The organism is Agrobacterium sp. 22094 (assembly GCF_052046015.1).
GTDB lineage: Bacteria > Pseudomonadota > Alphaproteobacteria > Rhizobiales > Rhizobiaceae > Agrobacterium > Agrobacterium cavarae.
Map to the genome: position 1 here is coordinate 2,207,936 of NZ_JBQEPX010000001.1, position 15,947 is coordinate 2,223,882.

25 protein-coding genes are annotated in these 15,947 nt (G+C 58.9%); 12 read left to right on the plus strand and 13 right to left on the minus strand.

Features of this window, described 5'->3' with window-relative positions; all coding sequences use genetic code 11:
* Positions 1-27: 27 nt before the first annotated feature.
* From ACTJK5_RS10745 to ACTJK5_RS10755, 3 genes are all read left to right on the plus strand, one after another.
* Positions 28-1,281, plus strand: coding sequence for an ABC transporter substrate-binding protein (locus ACTJK5_RS10745; RefSeq protein ID WP_037093913.1), 1,254 nt, complete (start codon positions 28-30; stop codon positions 1,279-1,281).
* A 61-nt stretch (positions 1,282-1,342) separates the two neighbouring features.
* The gene (locus ACTJK5_RS10750; protein WP_037093910.1) at positions 1,343-2,179 is read left to right on the plus strand and encodes a phosphodiesterase; all 837 of its coding nucleotides are present in this window, start codon (positions 1,343-1,345) and stop codon (positions 2,177-2,179) included.
* An 83-nt stretch (positions 2,180-2,262) separates the two neighbouring features.
* A complete protein-coding gene (locus tag ACTJK5_RS10755; protein WP_037093935.1) occupies positions 2,263-2,949 on the plus strand; it encodes an HAD-IIA family hydrolase in 687 nt (228 codons plus the stop codon).
* 148 nt (positions 2,950-3,097) lie between these two features.
* Here ACTJK5_RS10755 and ACTJK5_RS10760 read toward each other — a convergent pair whose 3' ends face one another.
* The 7 genes from ACTJK5_RS10760 to ACTJK5_RS10790 form a co-directional block, all read right to left on the minus strand.
* The gene (locus tag ACTJK5_RS10760) at positions 3,098-3,442 is read right to left on the minus strand and encodes an HNH endonuclease (RefSeq protein ID WP_440612390.1); all 345 of its coding nucleotides are present in this window, start codon (positions 3,440-3,442) and stop codon (positions 3,098-3,100) included.
* Between the two features lie 190 nt (positions 3,443-3,632).
* Positions 3,633-4,265 (minus strand): tyrosine-type recombinase/integrase, encoded by a 633-nt coding sequence (locus ACTJK5_RS10765; RefSeq protein ID WP_440612391.1) that lies wholly within the window; start codon positions 4,263-4,265, stop codon positions 3,633-3,635.
* A 153-nt stretch (positions 4,266-4,418) separates the two neighbouring features.
* Entirely contained in the window at positions 4,419-5,423 is a 1,005-nt protein-coding gene (locus tag ACTJK5_RS10770) for an NADP-dependent oxidoreductase (RefSeq protein WP_440612392.1), read from the minus strand.
* Positions 5,424-5,454: 31 nt separating this feature from the next.
* Complete coding sequence (locus ACTJK5_RS10775; protein WP_440612393.1) at positions 5,455-6,318, minus strand: alpha/beta fold hydrolase; 864 nt, start codon at positions 6,316-6,318, stop codon at positions 5,455-5,457.
* A gap of 51 nt (positions 6,319-6,369) precedes the next feature.
* Positions 6,370-7,194 (minus strand): oxidoreductase, encoded by an 825-nt coding sequence (locus ACTJK5_RS10780; protein WP_440612394.1) that lies wholly within the window; start codon positions 7,192-7,194, stop codon positions 6,370-6,372.
* A gap of 112 nt (positions 7,195-7,306) precedes the next feature.
* Entirely contained in the window at positions 7,307-8,398 is a 1,092-nt protein-coding gene (locus ACTJK5_RS10785) for an alkene reductase (RefSeq protein WP_440612395.1), read from the minus strand.
* 53 nt (positions 8,399-8,451) lie between these two features.
* On the minus strand, positions 8,452-9,240 hold the full coding sequence (locus ACTJK5_RS10790) for an SDR family NAD(P)-dependent oxidoreductase (RefSeq protein WP_440612396.1): 789 nt from the start codon (positions 9,238-9,240) through the stop codon (positions 8,452-8,454).
* A 111-nt stretch (positions 9,241-9,351) separates the two neighbouring features.
* On the opposite strand from ACTJK5_RS10790, the gene ACTJK5_RS10795 reads away from it, so the two are divergent.
* The 8 genes from ACTJK5_RS10795 (at position 9,352) to ACTJK5_RS10830 (ending at position 12,674) form a co-directional block, all read left to right on the plus strand.
* A complete protein-coding gene (locus tag ACTJK5_RS10795; RefSeq protein ID WP_440612397.1) occupies positions 9,352-9,900 on the plus strand; it encodes a TetR/AcrR family transcriptional regulator in 549 nt (182 codons plus the stop codon).
* Positions 9,901-10,056: 156 nt separating this feature from the next.
* Positions 10,057-10,335, plus strand: coding sequence for a hypothetical protein (locus ACTJK5_RS10800; RefSeq protein WP_440612398.1), 279 nt, complete (start codon positions 10,057-10,059; stop codon positions 10,333-10,335).
* 172 nt (positions 10,336-10,507) lie between these two features.
* Positions 10,508-10,690 carry a hypothetical protein gene (locus ACTJK5_RS10805; RefSeq protein ID WP_440612399.1) on the plus strand — a complete coding sequence of 61 codons (183 nt, stop codon included), beginning with the start codon at positions 10,508-10,510 and terminating at the stop codon, positions 10,688-10,690.
* On the plus strand, positions 10,687-11,088 hold the full coding sequence (locus ACTJK5_RS10810; protein WP_440612400.1) for a hypothetical protein: 402 nt from the start codon (positions 10,687-10,689) through the stop codon (positions 11,086-11,088). The genes ACTJK5_RS10805 and ACTJK5_RS10810 overlap by 4 nt, the downstream gene beginning before the upstream one ends.
* Entirely contained in the window at positions 11,085-11,423 is a 339-nt protein-coding gene (locus ACTJK5_RS10815; RefSeq protein ID WP_440612401.1) for a hypothetical protein, read from the plus strand. The genes ACTJK5_RS10810 and ACTJK5_RS10815 overlap by 4 nt, the downstream gene beginning before the upstream one ends.
* Positions 11,424-11,531: 108 nt before the next feature.
* Positions 11,532-11,996, plus strand: coding sequence for a hypothetical protein (locus tag ACTJK5_RS10820; protein ID WP_440612402.1), 465 nt, complete (start codon positions 11,532-11,534; stop codon positions 11,994-11,996).
* Between the two features lie 167 nt (positions 11,997-12,163).
* Complete coding sequence (locus tag ACTJK5_RS10825; protein WP_440612403.1) at positions 12,164-12,418, plus strand: hypothetical protein; 255 nt, start codon at positions 12,164-12,166, stop codon at positions 12,416-12,418.
* A 13-nt stretch (positions 12,419-12,431) separates the two neighbouring features.
* The gene (locus ACTJK5_RS10830; RefSeq protein ID WP_440612404.1) at positions 12,432-12,674 is read left to right on the plus strand and encodes a hypothetical protein; all 243 of its coding nucleotides are present in this window, start codon (positions 12,432-12,434) and stop codon (positions 12,672-12,674) included.
* A 177-nt stretch (positions 12,675-12,851) separates the two neighbouring features.
* Here ACTJK5_RS10830 and ACTJK5_RS10835 read toward each other — a convergent pair whose 3' ends face one another.
* The 6 genes from ACTJK5_RS10835 to ACTJK5_RS10860 all read right to left on the minus strand — a co-directional run bounded on the left by ACTJK5_RS10835 (position 12,852) and on the right by ACTJK5_RS10860 (position 15,117).
* Positions 12,852-12,995, minus strand: a complete 144-nt coding sequence (locus ACTJK5_RS10835; RefSeq protein WP_440612405.1) for a hypothetical protein — start codon at positions 12,993-12,995, stop codon at positions 12,852-12,854.
* A 65-nt stretch (positions 12,996-13,060) separates the two neighbouring features.
* Positions 13,061-13,300, minus strand: coding sequence for a hypothetical protein (locus ACTJK5_RS10840; RefSeq protein WP_440612406.1), 240 nt, complete (start codon positions 13,298-13,300; stop codon positions 13,061-13,063).
* Entirely contained in the window at positions 13,297-13,527 is a 231-nt protein-coding gene (locus ACTJK5_RS10845) for a hypothetical protein (protein WP_440612407.1), read from the minus strand. The genes ACTJK5_RS10840 and ACTJK5_RS10845 overlap by 4 nt, the downstream gene beginning before the upstream one ends.
* 11 nt (positions 13,528-13,538) lie before the next feature.
* Positions 13,539-14,294 carry a hypothetical protein gene (locus tag ACTJK5_RS10850; protein WP_440612408.1) on the minus strand — a complete coding sequence of 252 codons (756 nt, stop codon included), beginning with the start codon at positions 14,292-14,294 and terminating at the stop codon, positions 13,539-13,541.
* A 102-nt stretch (positions 14,295-14,396) separates the two neighbouring features.
* Complete coding sequence (locus tag ACTJK5_RS10855) at positions 14,397-14,594, minus strand: hypothetical protein (protein WP_440612409.1); 198 nt, start codon at positions 14,592-14,594, stop codon at positions 14,397-14,399.
* 58 nt (positions 14,595-14,652) lie between these two features.
* Positions 14,653-15,117 (minus strand): hypothetical protein, encoded by a 465-nt coding sequence (locus ACTJK5_RS10860; protein ID WP_440612410.1) that lies wholly within the window; start codon positions 15,115-15,117, stop codon positions 14,653-14,655.
* Positions 15,118-15,349: 232 nt separating this feature from the next.
* On the opposite strand from ACTJK5_RS10860, the gene ACTJK5_RS10865 reads away from it, so the two are divergent.
* Positions 15,350-15,934: a hypothetical protein gene (locus ACTJK5_RS10865; protein WP_440612411.1), complete on the plus strand. Its 585-nt coding sequence runs from the start codon at positions 15,350-15,352 to the stop codon at positions 15,932-15,934.
* The last annotated feature ends 13 nt before the right edge of the window (positions 15,935-15,947 follow it).

Below are 15,947 nucleotides of genomic sequence, written 5' to 3' on the forward strand. Positions count from 1 at the left end.
ACCCCCCCAACCACCGGAGACTTGTCCATGAGAACGATCCTGACCGCCGCAGCCCTGTCCCTGATGGCATCCGCAGCGATGGCCGATACTACTACGATCACCGTGCAGTACGCCTATCCGGAACTGTTCGACACGACCCAGAAGGAGATGCTGGAAGCCTTCAGCAAGAAGCATCCCGACATCAAGGTTGAGTTCCGCACGCCCTACAAGGATTATGAGGACGCCGCCCAGCGCGTGCTGCGCGAAGGCATCACCGGTAATGTACCGGACGTCACCTTCCAAGGCCTCAATCGCGTACGCGTTCTTGCTGACAAGGAAATCGCCGTTCCGCTCGATGATTTCATCGCCAACGAAACGGACTTCGACGCCGCCGGCTATCATGACGGCATGCGCCAGGCCGGCGCCGTCGACGGCAAGGTTTACGGCCTTCCCTATGCCATCTCACTGCCGATCGTCTATTACAATATGGATCTCGTGAAGAAGGCCGGTCTCGACGAAAACAGCCTTCCCAAGACTTGGAACGATATCATCGCGCTCGCCAAGAAGATCGAGGCTCAGGGCGAGGCTGACGGTATCGAAACCGAATGGGCGATCACCGGAAACTGGCTGTGGCAGGCGCTGGTGTTTGCAAATGGGGGCACGATGCTCAATGAGGACGAAACCAAGGTCGCCTTCGACGGCGAGGCCGGCAAACAAGCGATCGGCACACTGGCACGTCTCGTGATCGAGGCGCAGTCGCCGAACATGACGCCGAACGAGATGCTGGCGGCTTTCTCCGCCGGCAAAATCGGTATGATGGTAACCACAACGGCTCGCGTCAATGCCGTCACCAAGCAGATCGGCGGCAAGTTCGAACTAAAGACCGGCAACTATCCGGATCTGAAAGAAGGCGTCTCGCGTCTGCCGGCCGGCGGCAATGTCGCGATAATCACGGCCAAAGACAAGGACAAGCAGAAGGCAGCATGGGAATTCCTGAAGTTCGCGACGGGCCCCGAAGGTGGCGCAATCATGGTCAAGACCACCGGGTACATGGCGCCGAACACCAAGGCGGCCGACCTCCTGAAAGATTTCTATGCCGAGAACCCGAACCAGGCGGTTGCTCTTTCCCAGCTACCCTATCTGACCGGCTGGTACGCGTTTCCCGGCGATAACGGCCTAAAGATCACAGACGTGATCAAGGACCGGTTGCAGTCGGTCATGGACGGCAGTCGCGCCGAGGAAGCCGAGGCGGTTCTCGCCGACATGGCAGCAGACACCCAGGCTCTCCTGCCGCGTCGCTGATCTGCCAACCTCCCGCTACGTGGCCAATCGGCCACGTAGCCTCACCATCAGGAAGGTCACCATGAAGATCGTTCATGTCACTGATATCCACCTCGTGCCGCAGCCGGCAACCTTGTACGGGCTCGACCCGTGCGCGCGGTTCGATGCAGCGATTGTCAGCATCCATGCGGACCATTCCGACGCCGATCTCATGGTCATCACTGGCGATCTGGCTCACTGGGGCGAGGTTCCAGCCTATCAGGCACTTCGCCAGCGTATCGATCTCCTCAAGGTCCCTGTGGTGATGATGGTCGGCAACCATGACGACAGGGCCTCGTTGCGAACCGTGTTTCCCGAGGCGATGGATGATGGCAACGGCTTCGTCCAGAGTAGCCGCATCGAAGGCGGTCATAGGCTGGTGTTTCTCGATACCAAGCAGGAAGGCAGTCATGCGGGAGCCTATTGCCAAACACGGCTGACATGGCTTGCCGAGGAGCTCGCCCAGAGCAACGAGCCTATCCTTATGTTCATGCATCATCCGCCCATCCTGACCGGCATCTCGTCTATGGACGCGATCACGCAGCAGGATGCCGACGCCCTCTGGCAGGTGCTTCAGCCGCATTCGCATCGCATCCGCCACATCTTCCTGGGGCATGTCCATCGCCCGATTTCTGGCAACTGGCACGGCATCTCGTTTTCCCTCATTCCAGGCCTCAACCACCAGGTGCCGCTGGAACTGTCACCGCATGGCGAAGACATCCCCGGCAGCCACGAACCGCCAGCCTATTCTGTAGTCTCAATCAACGCAGACAGTGTCGTGGTGCATCTGAATTACTTCCTTGAAGAGTCGCGGCGCTTCCCGCTCGACGGCTATGAAATCAAGGGCCGCGACTACGCACTCGGTTTTCCAGCGGAGTAGGTCTGGCATGATCTTCAATTTCCACGATACCCGAACGCAGGGAGAAGCTCCTGCGCTGGGTCTCCATTGCCTGAGCGCACGGAATGGATGATTTTCTAAACGTAGACGGTGTCCTGTTCGATCTGGACGGGACGCTCATCAGCGGAGGCCAAGCCCTCCCGTGGGCGCACGATCTCATTGATGCTAGCCGAGGAAATTTCGCGATCGTCACCAATGACGCCGAGCACACTGCTTTCGAAATCGCAATTCTGATGGACCAGCTCGGATTTGCCGTGGCTGAAGAAAGAATTGTAACCGCTGGGATGGCGGCGATCCGGATGGTGGCGGAGAAAATGCCAGGGGCGCAGATTGCCATGGCGGCAAGCGAGTCACTTCAAGAGTATGCGCGAAGCCTCGGTTTAAACATATCTCGGGAACGGCCAGATGTCGTCCTGATCGGCCGCGACCGGACGTTTTCATATGATACAATCCAATCGGCAGCCAATTCCGTACTGGCCGGTGCGCAACTCGTCGTTTGTAATCCGGACCGCACTCATCCTGGCCGAGGTGGGAGCATTGTTCCCGAGACTGGAGCGCTTGTGGCAGCAATTCTGGCCTGCACTGGGCCGGTCCCTCACCAAATAGTCGGAAAGCCCGAACCCGGCATTTTCCTTGCCGGGGCCCAATTGCTCGGCACCTCTCCAAACCGTACATTGATGGTCGGAGACAACCCGGAGACTGACGGCAAGGGTGCTATGCGAGCTGGAATGACCTTCTTGAAAATCGGCTAGTTATGCCGAGGCGCACCAGTGAAGTGACGCCGCTGCCACGACGATGTCCGCTTTCAGGTAGGTGCCAAGACGGCCTCAACGACCGATTTGGAGGCGCGTTCCCGCCACGGCAGCATTCGCTTCCAGCCAGAACTTTCGACTGTTACGGTTAGCGGCCTCGACGGAATGACTGCCGTGATTCCTTTGCAGAATCCGAAAAGCTCGGAGGCTTGTTTCTCACCCAAGTGACGAATGTTCGCACCGCAGGGTCTTCCACGATGGTTTCGATCGTGGAAAACTTCTTGGCGAGTTGAGCATCGGTAAAGATCGAATGGATCTGGTCGTGGCAGATACGGTGCAGGAGGACGGTTTTCTTCCCACCCTTGCTCTTGGGAACGAGATGATGCTCGTCTCTCTGATGCTCCGGGATTACGCGCTCGCACATCGGACAGAACACCGGCTCTGGCGTAGGCTCGTCCCAGGAAGCTAGCTCATCTCTGTTCTTGCGGGCCAACGCTCGATCTTTCCTGTTGTAGACCCCGGATGCTGTTCTCGAGGATGGGTGTTAGTGTTGCACGCGCACGCCAGTAGCACGAAACCATCAGAAGCGCATGGCTTCTTTGAAGGCGCAAAGCGGATCGAATCCTTCGAGAGGCTCTCGCAGCGAAAGGGCGCGACCCCACAACGTGCGGGGCCGTCCTCAGTCAGATTTCAGTCCGCTCGGCCAGTTCTAGTGCGTCCTCAATGTCGACGCCGAGATATCTGACTGTGTTCTCGATCTTGGTATGGCCAAGCAGGATCTGGATCGCTCGAAGATTGCCGGTGGCCTTGTAGATCATGGCAGCCTTCGTTCGCCGTAGAGAATGCGTACCGTAATCCTCCCGACGAAGCCCGATCGCCGTCACCCACTCATCGACCAGTCGGGCGTACTGCCGAGTGCTGAGATGATCAGCGTGGTCGACGCGACTGGGAAAGGCATAGTCATCGACTGTTCCTCCCCTTCGTTGAAGCCAGGCAAGCAGACTAGCTCTGACCTCCGTCGTAATTTCGAACTGCACGGGTCGTCCAGTCTTCTGCTGAACGACCATCGCCCGAGTTCGAATGTCGTGGCCGGTGACGAGGGTTCCGATTTTCAGTCTTACCAGATCGCAGCCGCGGAGCTTGCTGTCGATGGCAAGATCGAAAAGCGCCCGATCTCGTATCCTTCCTTCACGGTCGAGGAAGAAGCGGACTGCCCAGATCTGGCGCTGTTTCAGAGGCTTCTTGACGCCAATTTGTTTGCCTGAGTTCCAAGCCGGTCGACCCAGTGCGCCAGGATCATATTGTGAAATACCCATATTCGTTCTCCTATGGCCACCATTGGCCACAGGCAGAACGCGCATCCTACAATTGTATGACGGTGTCGTGAGGAGACAGTCGGCTGGAGTCCGAAGACCAACGGAAGCGGATATCATGCTTCGGACAAAGCGCCCCTCCTGTCGGCGACAGGGTCATTGCGAAACGGCTACGACTACCTTGCCCTTGGCGCGCCCGGTTTCGACATAGGCCAACGCCTCAGGCGTTTGCGCAAAGGGATACACCTTGTCCACGATCGGACGGATGGCGCCAGCGTCGATCAGATTGGCGATCTCTTGCAGTTGCTGGCCTTCCGCGCGCATGAAGAGGAAGGAATAGTCGACGCCCCGGTTCCTTGCCTTCTTCAGAATGGCTCGGCTCAGCATCCGCATGACGAAGCGCAGAAAGAGATTCATGCGCAGGGCCTTGGCGAAGGGAACGTCCGGCGGACCGGAGATCGAGATCAGCTTTCCGCCCGGCTTCAGCACGTTCAGTGACTTTGCCCGCGTCTTGGCATCCTGGCTGTTCAGCACCAGATCGTATCCTGACAGTACCTGTTCGAAGTCCTGCGTCTTATAGTCGATCACGATATCCGCACCGAGACTTTTCACAAGCTCGATATTCGCCGTACTGGTCGTTGTAGCGACTGTGGCGCCGAGATGTTTGGCGAGCTGGATGGCGAAGGTGCCGACACCGCCGGAACCGGCCTGAATGAACACCTTCTGGCCGGGCTTGACCTTGCCCACCTCGACAAGCGCCTGCCACGCGGTCAGTCCGACCAGCGGTATCGATGCGGCCTGCTCCATGGAGAGGCTTATCGGCTTCAGCGCAAGGTCTGCAGCATCCACCGCTATCATCTCTGCAAAGGTGCCAACCCTGTGATCACGCGGCCGGCCATAGACCTCGTCGCCTGCCTTGAATTGCCTGACATTGACGCCGACACGCACGACCGTCCCGGCCAGATCGTGGCCGAGAATGAAGGGTGGGCGATAGGGCAGGAACAGCTTGAATTCGCCGTCGCGCACCTTGGAGTCGAGAAGGTTGATCGCGGTGGCCTCGATGCGAACCAGCACATCATTGGCACCGATCTTGGGATCGGGCATGTCGGCCAGACGCAGCGGGCCGTTCTTCTTGTATGTGTCGACGACGAAGGCTTTCACAGGCTTTCTCCAGTGTGAAACGATTGTCAGTTCAGGCAGCCAGGAAAGCGAGCGCTTTCGGCACGAACTCGGAATGATATTGGAAGATCCCACCGTGGCCGGCATCCTTGTAGATGATCAGCTCGGCCTTCGGGATGCGTCGCGCCAGATCGCGGCTGTTGGATGTCGGCACCATGATGTCATTGTCCCCATTCGCCACGAGTACGGGGATATGGATCCGCCCCAGATCCTGCGGCGCCTGACGACCCCAGGCCTTGATGGCACCAAGCTGGCGCAGAAAGGCACGCGGTGTCGGACTTCTGTCGCGATCGAGCTGGCGCTCGTTCAGGCGCGCCAGAAAGTCATTCGCTGCCCGACGGCCTTTGGTGGTTGAGGTGAAGAAGAGGTAGGTCTTTGGGTCACGCAGCGTCAGCATACCCTTCAAGATCAGGGGCCACGACACAGCTCCAACCCTTGCGATGCCGGCTCCACCCGCAGGGCCCGTCCCCGTGAGGATGAGTTTGCGCACCAGGCCGGGGGCTTTGAGCGCAACATCCTGAGCAACGAAGCCGCCCAGCGAGAAGCCCATGAGATCGACGGCGGTATAGCCCAGTTCGCTGATGACGGCGATCACGTCGCGTGCCATTTCATCGATGGTCGCAGGCGCCGTTCCGCCGGAAAGGCCGATCCCCTGATAATCCAGCGCGATGATGTGATGGGAGACGGCAAGTCCGTCGACAATCCGCGGGTCGAAATTGTCCAGCACCGCGCCCCAGTGATTGAGGAGAACCAGCGGCACTCCACCGCGTGGACCGAGCTCGCGATAGGCAAAGCGAATCTTGCCTGCAGTGACGGAGCGGTTGGGGGCGTAGCGGTAGCCGTTTGTCGATGCGATGGTCATGAATGCGTCAGTCATGATGGGCCTGCTTTTTGCCCGCGCTCGGGCCAATGGCGTGAGGTCTTGTGCTCAGGCGATGTTGAACTGCTTGCGAAGGATGCGATCGAACAGCGCACGCGGGAGGAACCGCCGGGCGAACGCGGTCTGTCGAGCAGCCTTGCCCGAGGGATAGCGGTGTCGCGGCTTACGTGCCTCGGCTGCGGCCAAGATGGTCGCTGCCACATCGGCTGCGGTGTCGCCAGTGGCCATTGCCGCATTGAACGCGGCCTGGTACCGGGTGAATGTCGGGCGATAGGCTGCTACGGGACGATCGCCCTCAGGTGAGTTCGCTTCGATCGAGGTCTTCGTCGCCCATGGCTCGATGACGGCTACGCGGATACCGAAGGATCGGACCTCATGGTCCAGCGATTCCGAATAGCCCTCGATGGCGTGTTTGCTGGCAGTGTAATAGGCGCCAAAGGGACCGGGAATGAGGCCCACGACCGAGCCGATGTTCAAGATTCGCCCATCTCGCTGCTGACGCATGATCGGAAGAATTTCGTTCGTCACCCGCACAACGCCCAGGAAGTTGGTGTCGAACAGCGCTCTGACCTGCTCGATCGAGCTTTCCTCTGCTGCCCCCGATACGGCGTATCCGGCATTGTTGACCAGCAGGTCAATGCGGCCGAGTTCTGCGTGGGCAAGTGCCACGGCGGCGGCAACGGAAGCGTCCGAGGTCACGTCGCAAGCGATCATTCTGATACCATCGCTGACCTCGCCAAGTGCCGCCTTGCGGCTTGTGCCGATCACCCGGTAGCCCGCTCGGCTGAGTGCCAATGCCGCCGCCTTCCCGATACCGCTGGAGGCGCCGGTCACGAATGCAGTCTTCGGTCCTTTGAATACAGACGTTGCCATAGGTTGTCTTCTCGATCTGGCGCGCGACACCGGCCGCTGAGCCTTGGGAATTGTCAGGGATTGATGATGATCTGGATCAGAAGAGCCGCACCAAGGTGCGGCCCCTGATGGCTCAATTGCCGGCTGCCTCGGCAAGCGTGGGGTAATCTGTGTAGCCTGCAGCGCCACCACCGTAGATCGTAGCAGGATCGATCTGATTCAGAGGTGCCCCGCCCTGCAAACGTGCGACCAGATCAGGATTGGCGATGAACGGTTTGCCGAATGCGAAGAGATCCGCATTGCCACCAGCAAGCTGCGAGGTCGCGAGTTCGAGATCGTAACCGTTGTTGGCAATATAGATTTTGCTGAAGCGGCGGCGCAGCGATCCGTAGTCGAAGGGAGCGACATCGCGCGGACCGCCGGTCGCACCTTCCACAACATGGATATAGGCAACGCCGAGTGCATCGAGCTGATCGACGATATAGTCGTACTGGGCCTGGGGATCGCTAGAGGAAATGCCGTTGGCGGGCGAGACCGGCGAAATCCGGATCCCGGTGCGCTCAGGCCCAATCTCCTTGGCCACTGCAGCGGTGACCTCAAGCATCAGACGGGCGCGGTTTTCGACGGATCCGCCATAGGCATCCGTCCGGACATTGGCGCCGTCCTTGGCGAACTGCTCAAGCAGATAACCATTGGCCCCGTGAACTTCAACACCGTCGAAGCCAGCCTTGATGGCATTGGCTGCCGCCTGCCGGAAATCGTTTATGATGCCCGGAAGCTCATGAAGCTCAAGCGCTCGCGGCTCGGACACATCAGCGAAACCGTTGTTCACGAACGTCTTGGTCACGGCGCGAATGGCAGAGGGCGCAACCGGTGCGTCACCGCCAAGAAGATCTATATGGCTGACACGACCGACATGCCATAGCTGAACGAATATCCGTCCACCCTTTGCATGAACGGCGTCTGTCACCTTCTGCCAGCCCGCGATCTGATCCGGTGTGTAGAGCCCTGGCGTATCCTGGTATCCCTGGGCCTGCTTGGACACCTGAGTAGCTTCGGTGATGATCAGTCCGGCGCTTGCGCGCTGGGCATAATACTCCGCAGCAAGTTCGGGCGGCACGAGGCCCGCTGCAGCGCGGTTTCGGGTGAGCGGCGCCATGACGATCCGGTTGGAAAGCGGGATGTCACCGAGGGCAGCGGGTTCGAAAAGCGGGTTGCTGGTCATTTTGCACCTGTTGTGTGTGTTCGCAGTGGCTTTGGCTTGCTGACCGGGGGCGCTCAGGCGAGCTTGTGGTAGCGTTCAGCGGGGAGAGCGTTGACGAGGTTTCCAAGCATGGCCTTGCGCGTGCCATCGAAGGCGTCCCACTGGCCGACATCGTGCAACGGCGGGATGGTCACCGGTTCCCGGCGGTCGAACCCGACCAGGGCGGCATCGACCAGATCGCCGACTTCCATGACATTGCTCATGGCATTGACGTCGGCGCCCACATGATCCCAGATCTCGGTACGGGTCGTGGCGGGCAGTACCGCCTGGATGTAGACGCCCTTTGGCCCAAGCTCGTGTGCAAGCCCCTGGGACAGGAAGAGCACGAAAGCCTTGGTCGCGCCGTAGACGGTCATGCCGAATTCGGGGGCGAGGCCCACAACCGAGCCGATATTGACGATCGCGCCGTCCCCAGCCTTGGCAAGGCGCGGGGCAATGGCGCCAGCAAGCCGGACGAGCGCGGTCGCGTTGAGCGCCACGAGTTTGGTCATGTCATCGACGCTCTGGTCGACGAAGCTTCCGCCGATCGCCGTCCCAGCATTGTTGACGAGGATGCCGATGCGCGCATCGTCACGCAGCCGGGCTTCGACCTTCGCCAGATCCGTCGCCTGGGTGAGATCGGCTTGGAGGATATTGATGGCGACGCCCGTTTCCTGACGCAGACGGCCCGCAAGCGCCTCCATGCGGACCACGTCCCGGGCGACCAGCACGAGATCATGGCCGCGGCGCGCGAAGCGTTCGGCATAGGTGGCACCAATGCCTGTGGAGGCACCGGTAATCAGGACTACGGAAACTTGGCTCATCGGATTGCTCTTCTCTGTCATTGATACTATATTCATGACAACCATCATGATTGGATTTAAATATGATGGCCATCATGTAAATGTCAACGGGTGTTGCGGAGAATTTTGAAAATGAAGGTCAGCCGAGAACAGATGGCGGAGAACCGTCGCCGGATTCTGGACGTCGCCAGCCGGTTGTTTAAGGACAGGGGATTCGATGCGGTGAGCGTGGCCGAGGTCATGAAGGCAGCCGGCATGACCCATGGCGGCTTTTACGGACACTTCACATCAAAGGACGATCTGGTCGCACAAGCGCTGGCGCAGTCGCTGGCAGCAGACAGTTTCGGGGACGGCGAGTTCAGCGGTTTCGTCCGTTCCTATCTTGCGCCGCGTCATCGGGATAATCCTGCCAATGGATGCCCAACGGCAGGCCTGGCCGCCGCCATCCGCCACCAGACACCGGCGGCAAAAGCAGCAATGACAGAAGGACTGCGCTCCCAGATCGCCCGTATCGAGCAGGCTCTACCGGAACAGGATCCAGCCGCCAGGCGCCGTGCAGCAGTCGGAAGCTGGGCGGCAATGGTCGGAGCCGTCATCCTCGCCAGGGCGGTCGATGACCCTGAATTATCTGATGAGGTTCTTGAGCAGACCCGCGCTTGGATCGACGCTCAGGTCGAGTAGGAGCATGTGAAAGGGCGGATTTCGAGTGCTTAATCTACGTCTGCTTGGAGGATACACTCGAACTTCACGTAATGGCAGAAATGAAGGCGCATAGCGGAAACGTTTCCACAGGGGCACGCGTGAGGCGACCGTCATGCCCGCGGCCGCATCCACCCAGTGCAGGAAGTAGCCGCCCTCAAGGAGGCGCTCGCTGCTGGCTTCATCTCCCGCAAGCGCATTGCCTCAATCTATGGCGACGACGTAGAAGATATCGACGAAGAGAACGCTCTCGACCAGCAGAGATCCATGAAACTCGGCCTCAAATACAGCGTCTACCCCGGCCTTGAAGGGCTGGATTTCAACGCGATCCTGCAGAGCACGATGGTCGAAGACGAGCTGGAAAACCTCGAAGGATCCGGCGCGTCGGACGCAGGCTCGATCATGTCTGCAGGCTAAAGAACACGGCCTGCAGCCGGTGACAAAATCACGTATTTTTACGTGGAATCAAAATTAACACATTGATTTCACGTGCCTTTATTTCTGTAGTTTTCGTCGCAAAGACTGTTGACGGATCTCGGAATTGGCGTTCTTCTGAATGGGTACTTCAACGACAGAAAGGAAAAGTACCTTGTATTTCTGTGACTTCGTCCGGCTCGGCGACGAGCGCTTCTATGTGTCTGTCGACACACGCACCGCATTCATCCGACTCGAGCGCGTCAGCAACGACGCTATCGAGCGCTTCATCCGCAACGTTCTGAGCATGGGCGAAGATCGCACGATCCCAGCGGCGAAGAAGGGGATGTCGGTATGAAGCCCCTCAGCTACCGACTTCCCATGCCGATCGTCGATATCGATCAACGCTTCAGCATGGTCTCCGACTTGGAGCATGCCTTGTCATCGCTCCACGAGCGCATGGTATGGTTCCTGTCCACGCGTTCCGGAGCGGAAATCGACGAGGAGTACAACGAACTCGCTGTCTACGTCTGGACTGTTAAACTCGACGGCGAGTACGTCACGCACGTTGAGCTTGCAGAGCGTCGCCACGCGTTGTCGCACTATCCAGAAGACGCTCTGTCGCTGTCCTTTGATGGGACGTGGGCACTTCGCCGCATCGAGGAAGCCGTCAAGTCCGATAACTGGATCGCTTCGTTCCTTACGCTCGGTGTTGATCAGTTTCTCGCGAAGTCCACAGAGGGGAGCATCCATTGAGCCGCAATCCAACACTTGATGCTGTACGCGCGGCAAACAGGGCGTTTCTGGCGCGACTGGAGGGCGATCCTACAGCCGACCCCGTTGAACTTCTCTCAAAGCCCTACGAAGTCGTTATTGAGTGCGCTTACGACAACGAAGCATGGACCGTGCACCGCGACGGCGGCAGTGAACTGCGTGAATGCACGGCGTATACGTCGCCGCTACCCGACAGCGTTCGGACACGCGGCGAACTCGTCAAATATCTGAAGAGCAGTGAGTGGAACTGGGTTCTTTTTACACTCCATCAGGACTTCGACGCTTTTCACGGCCCCAATCCGGTTAAACTCGACTGACCCCGAAGCCCCCTTAGCCGGGGGCTTTCATTTTTTCTTCGCGGTCGTCTCGAAGCTTGCAGACGACCAGGCAACGCTCCTTGTCAGACACCGATCTGAGAAGAGCGAATGCCCCCAAAACCTTCGACATCGAAAGCCAACCCCATGTCCTTCCCGGGCACGGTGAAGCGCGCGCTGTCGTCTGCTGACATCTCTTCTGTTCCGGTTTCGGTCAACGCAGAAACCGTAAGCTTTACGGTCGTCATGATCACCGGCACCCGGGTGCGCAGGATGATCGAAGACCCGCGCAATCCCGGCCAGAAGGTTCTGGTCGATGAGGTCATTGTCCCCGAGGGCGTGGATCTCTCTCGTGCGCAGCGCATGCCTATAATTGACGGCCATCGTACGGACGCTGGGATCGGAGCAATCCTCGGCAAGATCGACAACGTCAGACTAGAGAACGGCCAGATCATCGGCGAAGCGATGTTTGCCTCCGATCACGAGTACCGTCTGAAAGAAGTGCAGCGTGGATTCTACAGGCAGGGATCCATCTGCGCCGACATTCTGGAATGTCGAATGGATCGGCCGCGTTGACAACATCCCGCTCGTCTTGATCACGCGCTCCCTCGCGACTGACTACTCGCTGGTCGCTGTCGGAGCTGATCCCAATTCCATCATCCGCTCAGCGGCAACCAATGCGCCCCCCAAAGGTCACCGTCCGTGCGGCCGATCCGGCGACAACCCCATCACAGGAGACCCCTATGGAGACCGAAGAAATCGCCCGCGCTGCCGAAGCCGCCATCGCTGCCGCAGATGCTGCAGTTGCGGCGGAAGGCACAGCACCCGAGCTTGTTGAGCGTGTTCGCGCCCTCAAGACTTCGCGCGCAGCGGAAGACGAAGGCACTACTGCTGCAGATGCCGGCACCCCGGAGGCAGTCGAGCGCGCGGCCAAAGACGGCGAGTCCGAAGAGGACAAGGCTGAGACCGAGACCATTCGTACGGTCGCCCGCAGCTAAAGGTAGCCGATCAATGTTGACTTGGCTGTCCTCGTCGATCGGAAAACTGGTGGCCAAATGGGCGGCATTCGCTGCCGTGGCAATCGCCGTCTACTGGAACATCTATGCCGACGGCCGAGCTGACCAAGGTGCGAAGCAGGTCGCGGAGCAGATGCATGCTCCGGGAGAGCGGGAGAAGATCAATGACCAGGTTTCGAAGCTTCCTGCTGATCGCGTTCGTGACGAGCTCTATCGCTGGGTGCGCAACGACGGCTGATTGGTGCACATCCAATAGACCGATTAGACCGACGACCGAAGATGTAGCGACGATGTCTGACGGGACTGCCCGGCAGCTTCTCGAGCATAACGGGATGGGCGCGAAAGCCTGCGGATGGAAGCCATGAAGAAGGCCCCGAGGATCAACTCCTGGGGCCTTCTGCACTCTTGATCGAAGCTACCATTTCCGCAATTTGATCCGCAACTCAGCGGCTTCTTCTTCGCTCATAACTTGCCAAGGCTTTCTCGGCTCAGGCGCGGCAAAGACGATTTCATCAACATGGTCCTCTGGCTCTTCAGGAGCCAGAAGCTTTGCCGCCATCTCGCGCTCTCGTGCCTGCCGTTCTGCAATCTTCTTGCTGAAATGCTTTCTCCGGGTGTTATTGGTCACTGAAAAAGATCTTTCTGTCCGGCATTCTCGCGCTGCTCGATCTCGTCGATCGATCCCTCTCGATGATGGTTGCCGTCCGGTCGAGACATGTAGCCTTTCACACGTGATGTGCAGAGACACTCGTTTTCGTGATCCCAGCTATGCCAGACCCAGTCCGGCAGCGCTGCTCTTCGTTTGAGACGCATCGCCTCGTTGTAAGCAGCAACCTTGGCCGCTTCCTTCGCCGCTCTCGTCATCGTTCGTCCTCGTCTTCGTCGTCGCGGAGTTCGTCCATTCTCGCTTCATCGAGCTTCTCCAACGCGCTTACGATAGCCAGCCGATCGTCCGTGCTCAGTGCTCGTTTTGCGCCAACTGACCACGACTTCACGGCCGAGTTCCAGACAACGAAGCTATCCTCAAGCCACGAGGGGCCACATTCCTTAAATAGCTTTTTCGCGGTCGCGGCGACGGTCGCGTCCTTCATCACTCGCGTCATCAGAAATCCTCCAGGTCAGCCATCGCTCTCGCAACAGCGCTTTCGAATGGCTGGATCTCGTCCCCGCGCTCGATGTCGGCGACGGCCGCCTCAAGACGCTCGACTTGCGATCTGCTTAGTTCTGTTCTCCAAGGCCGATATTCCGTCGATAGAGTCCAGAGCGTGTAACGGCAGCAGTCCCCGATCTCGCAGAGAACGGAATCCGCATCGCGGCGACCGAGGCATTCAAATTGATCCCTAAGCTGCCAGACACCGATCCTCCACCTGCTTCTGAGGGCTGCCTCACCTTCGAGAGGCGGTACCGAAATGTGTGGATTGATCGCCCAGTAGACGCGCACGTGTCCGCCCAGCTTGTCTGCAACTTCTTGAGCACGCAGCGGGTGCGGATGTCGATCACGGACAAGTCCGGTGTCATCATGCGCGGTGTAGATCGGGGTCAGATGAGCGCGGTCTTCGCCGCCGATCTCAATCCGGTACGGATGCGCAGCAGCGCGCCAGTAAGCGTCGACCGCCATATCGCGGAGCCGATCGAGGGTGTCTACTGGGATGCGACGATGCGAGGCCGTTGCGATGCCCCGGCTATAGGCCTTGAGAGTGATCGCAGAGATGCCCAGTGCCGCCGAAGCCGCGTCCCGGTCGATGCCGTGCTGTGCGAGCAGAGCCTCGGCAGCGCGCACTGCGGAAGCCAGATCGCTGTCGTTCATGTGATAGAATGCGCATGATGTCGGCGCTTCGATTTCGATTTGTAGTTCCATTCGCTTTCTCCTCGTTGAAGCGTTCCCACGGCTGTTTTTGTTTTGGCTACCGCGACCCTCTGAGAGGGTTTCGCCGCCAGCCACGGCGGCATCGTCAGGCGGCTAGTCCGAGAAGCTGACGGAGCCGTCGGCGTATTCGCAGCCAACATCGTAGCCGTCTTCGAGCGAGAGCTGCGCGCGCACCTGTTCGGCATAGTGCGGATCCGTGTTTTCGAGCGGGATACGCCGCTCGTAGCGGCCGCTGGGGCCGGAGATGATGAGAGCGACTGCCAGGTCACGGGGATCGGTGTTGATTTGCATTTGTTCCTCCTCTTATGTGGGTTTGGTCGGAGCCAGGGCAGCCGTAGCTCCCCGTTCATCAGGCGGCGATAGGAAGCTCAACCTCGACGAAGTCGCGCATTGCTTGGAGAATCTGCTTGTGAACTTCATTTGACGGCCTGACGGCGCCACTTCCCTGTGCATCTTCGATGCCGCAGACACTCATGTGAGAATCTGCACTCGTGCAGATCTCATCTTCGTCGAGGTCATAATACTCAGACGCAATGTAGTTTCGGTCATCGATAGAGATGCGCGCGACGATCATCGTGTAAGAGTCTTCGTGAAGCCACCCAACCGACTGCACAGCGACCGTTTCGACGGCTTCGACTTCCAGATCAGACAGGAATTCGTCGGCGGTCTTTCCGAGCACAGCCGCAGCCTCGTCGAGGCTCGAGTAGCCAAGGTCGATTGCATAAGCGAGGACTGCTGCGTCTTCGTCGGTGCCTTGGTAGGTGCCCATTGGGGTGCCGTTCGCGGCGATCGAGAAAAGCTTGAGTGCGGTCATTGTAGTTCTCCTCTTGTGTCGGCAACACCTCGCTGCCGATGTCTAATGATGTGTCCACGGCGGGACACAACGCAAGAGTCTTTTTTAAAAAATTCATTGTCAACAATTAGTTAGCTTAATTTAGCGATCTTTGTTCACGTATTTTGTCGTGAGTTTTCTGCCGGCGTTGCGGCGAGTTGGTCGCTTTCGGCCGACGACCGGAAGCTCGGACATCACAACAAGGAGGTGTCACATGGAACCGAAGAGGAAATCATGGATGGATCTGTTCAATCCGTTCACATGGCTAGCCGCGCTATTGAGCCCGCTCTTGCGCTTTCTGGGACTACTGCCGCCCCCGAGAACAGATGGCTTCGAGAACATCAGCAAGGCCGATGTCGATGAAGCAGCCGAGGCGGCCAAGACAAGCGAAGAGGCTATCGATGCGATCATGCGCGATATGTCGCCCGCAGAAATCGTAAAGGCGTACGCCTCGGCAGCTCCGGAAGCGCGCGCAGAGATGGATCTGTCGGTGCTCGATTTCGATGCTCAAGCATGGCTGCTGAAACTGACTGACGACGAGTTGACGCTACTCGCGATGTCTACGACGGCCGGATGTGCGCGGAGCCTGGAAGCGAGAGAAGTGAAGCCAATCTTTCCGAAGAGGACGGCTGCAGAAACGGCTACAGCCGAGATCCTGAGGATCCCGGCCGAGGCCGATGAAGAGGAGCGAAAGCGTCTAGAGATAATGGAGCGTTTCCGGCAAGTCCGGAGAGAGCTTTGGCTAGCTCCGGGAGTGCCCAATCCGCAGCCGCGTCACATCCCGCGTACGCTGCACTGACACCCAGTCAGAT

What these genes read in the sequence shown, in the direction of transcription:
- ACTJK5_RS10745 (WP_037093913.1), top strand. Translation starts at nt 28, where the DNA reads ATGAGAACGATCCTGACCGCCGCAGCCCTGTCCCTGATGGCATCCGCA.
- ACTJK5_RS10750 (WP_037093910.1), top strand. Translation starts at nt 1,343, where the DNA reads ATGAAGATCGTTCATGTCACTGATATCCACCTCGTGCCGCAGCCGGCA.
- ACTJK5_RS10755 (WP_037093935.1), top strand. Translation starts at nt 2,263, where the DNA reads ATGGATGATTTTCTAAACGTAGACGGTGTCCTGTTCGATCTGGACGGG.
- ACTJK5_RS10765 (WP_440612391.1), bottom strand. Translation starts at nt 4,265, where the DNA reads ATGGGTATTTCACAATATGATCCTGGCGCACTGGGTCGACCGGCTTGG.
- ACTJK5_RS10775 (WP_440612393.1), bottom strand. Translation starts at nt 6,318, where the DNA reads ATGACTGACGCATTCATGACCATCGCATCGACAAACGGCTACCGCTAC.
- ACTJK5_RS10780 (WP_440612394.1), bottom strand. Translation starts at nt 7,194, where the DNA reads ATGGCAACGTCTGTATTCAAAGGACCGAAGACTGCATTCGTGACCGGC.
- ACTJK5_RS10785 (WP_440612395.1), bottom strand. Translation starts at nt 8,398, where the DNA reads ATGACCAGCAACCCGCTTTTCGAACCCGCTGCCCTCGGTGACATCCCG.
- ACTJK5_RS10790 (WP_440612396.1), bottom strand. Translation starts at nt 9,240, where the DNA reads ATGAGCCAAGTTTCCGTAGTCCTGATTACCGGTGCCTCCACAGGCATT.
- ACTJK5_RS10795 (WP_440612397.1), top strand. Translation starts at nt 9,352, where the DNA reads ATGAAGGTCAGCCGAGAACAGATGGCGGAGAACCGTCGCCGGATTCTG.
- ACTJK5_RS10810 (WP_440612400.1), top strand. Translation starts at nt 10,687, where the DNA reads ATGAAGCCCCTCAGCTACCGACTTCCCATGCCGATCGTCGATATCGAT.
- ACTJK5_RS10820 (WP_440612402.1), top strand. Translation starts at nt 11,532, where the DNA reads ATGCCCCCAAAACCTTCGACATCGAAAGCCAACCCCATGTCCTTCCCG.
- ACTJK5_RS10825 (WP_440612403.1), top strand. Translation starts at nt 12,164, where the DNA reads ATGGAGACCGAAGAAATCGCCCGCGCTGCCGAAGCCGCCATCGCTGCC.
- ACTJK5_RS10830 (WP_440612404.1), top strand. Translation starts at nt 12,432, where the DNA reads ATGTTGACTTGGCTGTCCTCGTCGATCGGAAAACTGGTGGCCAAATGG.
- ACTJK5_RS10835 (WP_440612405.1), bottom strand. Translation starts at nt 12,995, where the DNA reads ATGGCGGCAAAGCTTCTGGCTCCTGAAGAGCCAGAGGACCATGTTGAT.
- ACTJK5_RS10840 (WP_440612406.1), bottom strand. Translation starts at nt 13,300, where the DNA reads ATGACGAGAGCGGCGAAGGAAGCGGCCAAGGTTGCTGCTTACAACGAG.
- ACTJK5_RS10845 (WP_440612407.1), bottom strand. Translation starts at nt 13,527, where the DNA reads ATGAAGGACGCGACCGTCGCCGCGACCGCGAAAAAGCTATTTAAGGAA.
- ACTJK5_RS10850 (WP_440612408.1), bottom strand. Translation starts at nt 14,294, where the DNA reads ATGGAACTACAAATCGAAATCGAAGCGCCGACATCATGCGCATTCTAT.
- ACTJK5_RS10855 (WP_440612409.1), bottom strand. Translation starts at nt 14,594, where the DNA reads ATGCAAATCAACACCGATCCCCGTGACCTGGCAGTCGCTCTCATCATC.
- ACTJK5_RS10860 (WP_440612410.1), bottom strand. Translation starts at nt 15,117, where the DNA reads ATGACCGCACTCAAGCTTTTCTCGATCGCCGCGAACGGCACCCCAATG.
- ACTJK5_RS10865 (WP_440612411.1), top strand. Translation starts at nt 15,350, where the DNA reads ATGGAACCGAAGAGGAAATCATGGATGGATCTGTTCAATCCGTTCACA.